8 protein-coding genes and 1 pseudogene are annotated in these 5,356 nt (G+C 69.4%); 3 read left to right on the forward strand and 6 right to left on the reverse strand.

The genetic code is table 11. From position 1 onward, the window contains the following. The 4 genes from arfC to BN11_RS15070 form a co-directional block, all read right to left on the reverse strand. Positions 1 to 515, reverse strand: a 515-nt coding sequence (gene arfC / locus BN11_RS23980) for a channel accessory protein ArfC (protein WP_456152340.1), incomplete at its 3' end; no start/stop codon positions are given. Then, a complete protein-coding gene (arfB, locus tag BN11_RS24765; protein WP_048699018.1) occupies positions 515 to 667 on the reverse strand; it encodes a channel accessory protein ArfB in 153 nt (50 codons plus the stop codon). The genes arfC and arfB, both read right to left, overlap by 1 nt. Before the next feature lie 9 nt (positions 668 to 676). Beyond that, complete coding sequence (locus tag BN11_RS15065) at positions 677 to 1,399, reverse strand: OmpA family protein (RefSeq protein WP_048699021.1); 723 nt, start codon at positions 1,397 to 1,399, stop codon at positions 677 to 679. Between the two features lie 148 nt (positions 1,400 to 1,547). Continuing rightward, complete coding sequence (locus BN11_RS15070; protein ID WP_048699024.1) at positions 1,548 to 1,772, reverse strand: hypothetical protein; 225 nt, start codon at positions 1,770 to 1,772, stop codon at positions 1,548 to 1,550. Positions 1,773 to 1,881: 109 nt separating this feature from the next. Between BN11_RS15070 and BN11_RS15075 the strand changes: the two genes are divergently transcribed. The 3 genes from BN11_RS15075 (at position 1,882) to BN11_RS22890 (ending at position 4,681) form a co-directional block, all read left to right on the forward strand. Then, positions 1,882 to 3,396: a M1 family metallopeptidase gene (locus tag BN11_RS15075; protein WP_053084129.1), complete on the forward strand. Its 1,515-nt coding sequence runs from the start codon at positions 1,882 to 1,884 to the stop codon at positions 3,394 to 3,396. A gap of 29 nt (positions 3,397 to 3,425) precedes the next feature. Further along, positions 3,426 to 4,421 (forward strand): Gfo/Idh/MocA family protein, encoded by a 996-nt coding sequence (locus BN11_RS15080; RefSeq protein WP_048701621.1) that lies wholly within the window; start codon positions 3,426 to 3,428, stop codon positions 4,419 to 4,421. A gap of 107 nt (positions 4,422 to 4,528) precedes the next feature. Then, positions 4,529 to 4,681 (forward strand): hypothetical protein, encoded by a 153-nt coding sequence (locus BN11_RS22890; protein WP_157044190.1) that lies wholly within the window; start codon positions 4,529 to 4,531, stop codon positions 4,679 to 4,681. Here the strand turns inward: BN11_RS22890 and BN11_RS15085 are convergent. Both BN11_RS15085 and BN11_RS23985 read right to left on the reverse strand, forming a co-directional pair. Continuing rightward, positions 4,663 to 5,079, reverse strand: coding sequence for a sterol carrier family protein (locus BN11_RS15085; protein ID WP_048699027.1), 417 nt, complete (start codon positions 5,077 to 5,079; stop codon positions 4,663 to 4,665). The genes BN11_RS22890 and BN11_RS15085 overlap by 19 nt on opposite strands. Positions 5,080 to 5,168: 89 nt before the next feature. Then, positions 5,169 to 5,356 (reverse strand): annotated as a pseudogene (locus tag BN11_RS23985) (SGNH/GDSL hydrolase family protein); the annotation flags it as partial.

Here is a 5,356-nt window from a genome sequence, read left to right on the forward strand (position 1 = left end):
TCCAGATCGAGCCCACCATCCAGATCAATGGCCGGCGCAGCCGCGGCCGGCGCGGCCCCACTGGGCGCGTCCAGATCCACGCCACCATCCAGGTCAATAGCCGGCGCAGCCGCGCTCGGCGCATCGACACTGGGCGCGTCCAGATCGGCGCCACCGTCCAGGTCAAGGGCGGGAGCCTCGGAGTCGAGGTCGAGCGCACCGGCGGGGGGTACGGACTCCGGCGTGTCGAGATCGGCGGCGGCCGCTGGCGCGGGGGGCAGATCGACCACGGTGTCTGCGTCGGCGCCGGTCGACGGCTGCTCGACCTCGTCGACCTCGACTGCCTCGGATTCGGGTCGCTCAATCGTTGCCGCACCGGCAGCACCGGCCGCCGCACCGGCGGCGAGGCCGGCCTCGCCCTCGCGGACCGGCACATCCTGGAGGATGCGCACCTCGCGAGTCGCGCGGCGGACCACATAGATCCACGTCAATAAGGCGCCCAGCAGGAACGCCAGAACGAACAACCACCACTTCATCAGCGGTCTCCGATCGCACGAGTTTCGGGAACGTCGGCGAACGCCTCGTTCTCATTGGTGGGCTTGATGGTGGCCGCGGCGACCACATAGGCGACGAGCGAGCCCAGCGCGAACGCCAGTAGATACCAGAGCCATTCCGTAACGAAATCCATCGTCGCCTCCTATTTCACCGTGATCTCAAAGCGCCGGTTCGCGGCGATGCCGCCAGGGATCTGCTCCGCGGCGGCCCTGCCGACGGCCGCGACCTGGTCCGCTGCAACGCCGTTGTCGATCAACAGCTGGCGTACGGAATCGGCCCGTTCTTGACTGATGCGCTGGTTCTCGCTGGCCGAGCCCGAGGCGTCTGTGTAGCCACTCACCGTGACCTTGGCGTCAGGACACCGGGCGATCATCCCGGCGACGTCCTTGAGCGCCGAGACCGTGCCGGCGCTCAACTCCGCGTTCGACTTGGGGAACGACAAGTTGGTGTCGGCGAGCTTGGCGCCCACCTCATCCTTGAGGCCAGCGCAATCGGCGGCCGCCGACGTCTCCGTGCTCGAGCTGGCCGACTCGCTTGCAGTGCTGGCGCCACTGCTGCTCTCGGACGTGGCCGGCGACGTGGACTCGGCGGGTGAGGTCGAAGCCGTTGCCGAGCGGGTCACCGAGGTCGTCGACGAACCCGCCGCCCTGGTGTTGGGCTCGTCGTCGCCGAAGGCCGTCCCGAGCGCAGCGAGCAGCAACGGTATGGCGATCAGGGCCAGCCACCACCAGCCGCCGGGGGTGCGGCGATAACGCCGGGTCTCTTCGGCCCAGGTCACCACCCGCTCGTGGCCGACCACGCGGCCCGACCCCGCGGCATACCCGGAATCCTCATCGGTCCGGAAATCGGACTCGTCCTTCGCCATCAGCTGCTCCGTTTCGACTCGGCGTGCCCCCTCGGGGGGCCCGCGCCAACTCAGATTACGGGTCCGAGCCGACAGCCGATACGTGGCACGACGGAGAGGTTCGCGCCATCTTCGTCACGTTGCGTCCGGACGCTGCCGGCTGAGCCCACTAACGACGACGGCCGGCGACGATGGCCGCGGCGAAAGCACCCAGGAGCGCCCCGACGAGCAACCCGAAGACGGCGAGATAGCCGAAAGCGGTGCGTGCGGAGTACTGACCGTTGCTGTCATCGAGGAGATAGATCCCGGCGCCGAGGAGGAAGCCCAGCAGCGCGCCGGTCACGATGAAGGCCACCACCCGGGGTTCGCGGGTCGTCATCGAGCCGGGGGCCATGATCGTCCTTTCACGCACGCGTTACCCGACATCCCCGCCAGCCACGGGCGGTTGTCGGCCTCGCCCCCTAGTGTGTCACCTGTTCGTTCCACGACAGGGAGGACCACCCATGACGAGCACGCATGCTGGATCGATTCGTCGCCGCCGCACGGCGGCCGGCCTCGCCGGGGCTTCGGCCGTCGCCATGCTGACGGCAACCGCCGCCTCGGCCGTCCCCTCCCCCGGTGCTGGGGGCATCGGCGACCCCTACTACCCGGCCTACGGCAACGGCGGCTACAACGTCTCCAACTACAACCTCTTCGTCGACTACATTCCGGGCACCGGCCGCATCACCGGCACGGCCGTGATCACGGCCAAGGCAACCCAGGATCTCTCGTCCTTCAACCTCGACCTGATGCTCACGGCCAAGTCGGTGACGGTCAACGGCAAGGCGGCCGAGTTCGCCAAGCCCGACCCGCACGAGCTGGTCGTCAAGCCCTCGCTGCCGATCAACAACGGGTCGACGATGGTGGTCAAGGTCAAGTACACCGGCATCCCGAGCAAGCTGTCGTATGGCAGCATCAAGCCCTGGATCGGTTCGGGCACCGAGGCGCTGGCGCTGGGTGAGCCGGAGATCGCCGCCTGGTGGTTCCCGAGCAACGACCACCCGCGCGACAAGGCGAGCTTCGACATGACCTTCACCGTGCCCAAGGGGCTGGAGGCCATCGGTGCCGGAGACTTCGTCGGCAAGACCAGCGGGACGACCAAGGACACGTGGAAGTGGCGCTCCCCGTCACCGATGGCGACCTATCTGGCCTTCATGGCGATCGGGCAGTATGACGTGCTGACCGGCACCGCAAACCAGCGGCCCTACACCACGGCCATCACCGCGAGCCGGTCCGATGTGGCTGTCACCCGGGCCCGGACGGATCTGTTGCGCACCCCCGAGGTCATCAACTGGTCGGCCGCGCAGTTCGGCCCCTACCCGTTCAAGCAGGTCGGCGGCGTTCTCGCCCCGATGGACACCGGCTTCGCGCTCGAGACCCAGCAGCGGCCGGTCTACACCCCGTCCTTCTGGGGCGGCGGCAGCAATATCTATGTCGTGGCGCACGAGAACGCCCACCAGTGGTTCGGCGACTCGGTGAGTGTCAAGAACTGGCGCGACATCTGGCTCAACGAGGGCTTCGCGACCTACGCCGAGTTTCTGTGGTCCGACAAGCATGGCGAGGGCACGACCAACCAGCTGCTCGAGGGCTACTACGCCGAGCTCGGAGGTGACGCCGAGTTCTGGAAGCTCCCGATCTCCAACCCGGGCGCCCACAACGAGTTCGCGTGGCAGGTCTATATCCGCGGCGGCATGGCGCTGGCGGCCCTGCGCAACCGCGTCGGCGCGGAGGACATGACGAAGATCCTCAAAGCGTGGACCGCCAGCAAGAAGGGCGGCAACGGCAGCATTCCCGAGTTCACCTCCCTCGCCGAGCGGATCTCCGGTGAGGAGCTGAGCGCCTTCTTCGACAACTGGCTGACCAAGCGCGTCAAGCCGGCCCACACGGCCGAGAACGGTTTCTTGTCTGCCCGCACGGGCGGCACGGCAGCGTCCGCGGCCCGCATCCTCGACAACGCGAAGCTGCACGCCGCGCGTTGACCCGCGTCGAGAGCCGCATCCCGGACCCGATGGATGCCCCGCCCGTGCGGTGGGGCATCCTCGGGGCCGGCTCGATCGCACGCGCTTTCGCGTATGCCGTGGGCACCGGCACCCGGTCCGCGGTGACGGCCGTCGGCTCTCGTGATCGGGACAAGGCGGTCGCTTTCGCGGCCGAGCACGACGCGGGACACGGAGTCGGGAGCTACGAGGAACTCGTGGACGCCGACGACGTCGATATCGTCTACGTCGCGACCCCGCACTCGGCCCACCACGAGAACGCCCTCCTCGCGCTCCGCGCCGGCAAACCGGTGCTGGTCGAAAAGGCGTTCACGCGCAACGCCGTCGAAGCAGCTCAGATCGTCGACGAAGCCCGGTCGAGGCGGCTGCTGTGCATGGAGGCGATGTGGTCGCGGTTTTTGCCGCACTATGACGTGGTCCGCCAGCTGATCGAGACGGGGCGGCTGGGCTCGGTCCGCACCTTGACCGCCGATCATGGCCAGCGCCTCTGGCCCGAGGGGCCGCAACGCCTGTCCGACCCTGGGCTCGCCGGCGGCGCCCTGCTCGACCTGGGCATCTACCCGGTCTCGTTCGCCCACATGGTCTTGGGTGGCCCCCAACACGTGCGGGCCGTCGGCACGCTCACCGATGCCGGCGTCGACGCCACCACGAGCATCGTGGCAACGGGCCGCGACGGTGCCCACGCGCTGCTGAGCACGACGATGGGGGCGCGCACGCCCACCACGGCCACCATCTCGGGTGACCTCGGACGCATCGAGATCGACGGGGACTTCTACATGCCCAACACCGTCCGACTGCTCGACTCCGGCGGCGCCGAACTCGAACGCTGGGAATACGACCTCGGCACTCGGCACTTCGGGCTGCGTTTCGAAGCCGCCGAAGCCGCCCGCTGCCTGCATGCGGGCGCCCTCGAGTCGCCGCTCCTGCCCCTCGACGAGACCCTCTCCGTCATGCGCACCCTCGATGAGGTGCGAGCCCAGATCGGCGTGCACTACCCGGGCGAATGACGGCCACACCGATTGGCAGGCCCCGCACAGCGACGCCACAGCAGGGAGCCTCAGGCTCATCGGTATCAGGACCGACCACCTGCCCGGCCCGTGAAGGGAGCGCCACCATGTCCGAGACGTCCACCATCGACAAGGCCCGCAATGCCTTCGCCGCCCTCATCCTTGCGACAACGGTCGTGACCGGCGGAGTCACGGTCTACGCGTCCGAGACGGCCCAGCCCACCGCCGCGTCCGCGGCTCATCAGCCGTCGGGGTCATAACCGGCCGGCAGTCCGCCGGGGGGTTCGGCCACCACGGGCACATAGTCCGAAAGGTCGGCCCGGATGCCGCTCCACCGCACACGGCCGGCGTCGACGGCCGCGCCCCAGGTCAGCCGGCCAGAGGCGAGCGCCAGCCAGGTGTCGGCGTCGGTCTCGACCGTGTTGGGTGGGGTGCCGCGCCGGTGCACCGGTCCGGTGACGCACTGCACCGCCCCGTAGGGCGGCACCCGCACCTCCACACTGCGTCCGGGATGACGCACGGCCAGTTCCTCCAACGTGAACCGCACCGCCGTGGCCACAACTTCGCGGTTCACCACCGCCCCGGAGGACTGCGCAGCCTGCCACGCGGCCAGCGCGTCGGCACCGGCTGCGGGGGCGATTCGGCGACGCGGCGGCATACCGGCAATCCTGCCAGCGCGAACCGGCCCCGAGGCACGAAAAGCCTCGGGGCCGGTTGCCCCTGCCGTCGCGGGGTGGCTGCTAACGGTCAGCCACCCGCGGCGCGTTGCGCGGCGTCATACCGTCGGTCGGCGGCGTCGATGCTCGCGCGCGAAGACAGGTCGACCCCCGCCCGCGCTGCGGCGGCCTTCGCCGCGGGCGTGCTCAGGTCGGGCGCGACGAAGCTCTTGGGCGTGATGCGGGAGTCCGCAGCGGCATACGCGCGCTGCTGGCGGG

The sequence above is a fragment of the Nostocoides australiense Ben110 genome, assembly GCF_001050535.1.
In the GTDB taxonomy this organism is placed as follows: Bacteria; Actinomycetota; Actinomycetes; order Actinomycetales; family Dermatophilaceae; genus Nostocoides_A; species Nostocoides_A australiense.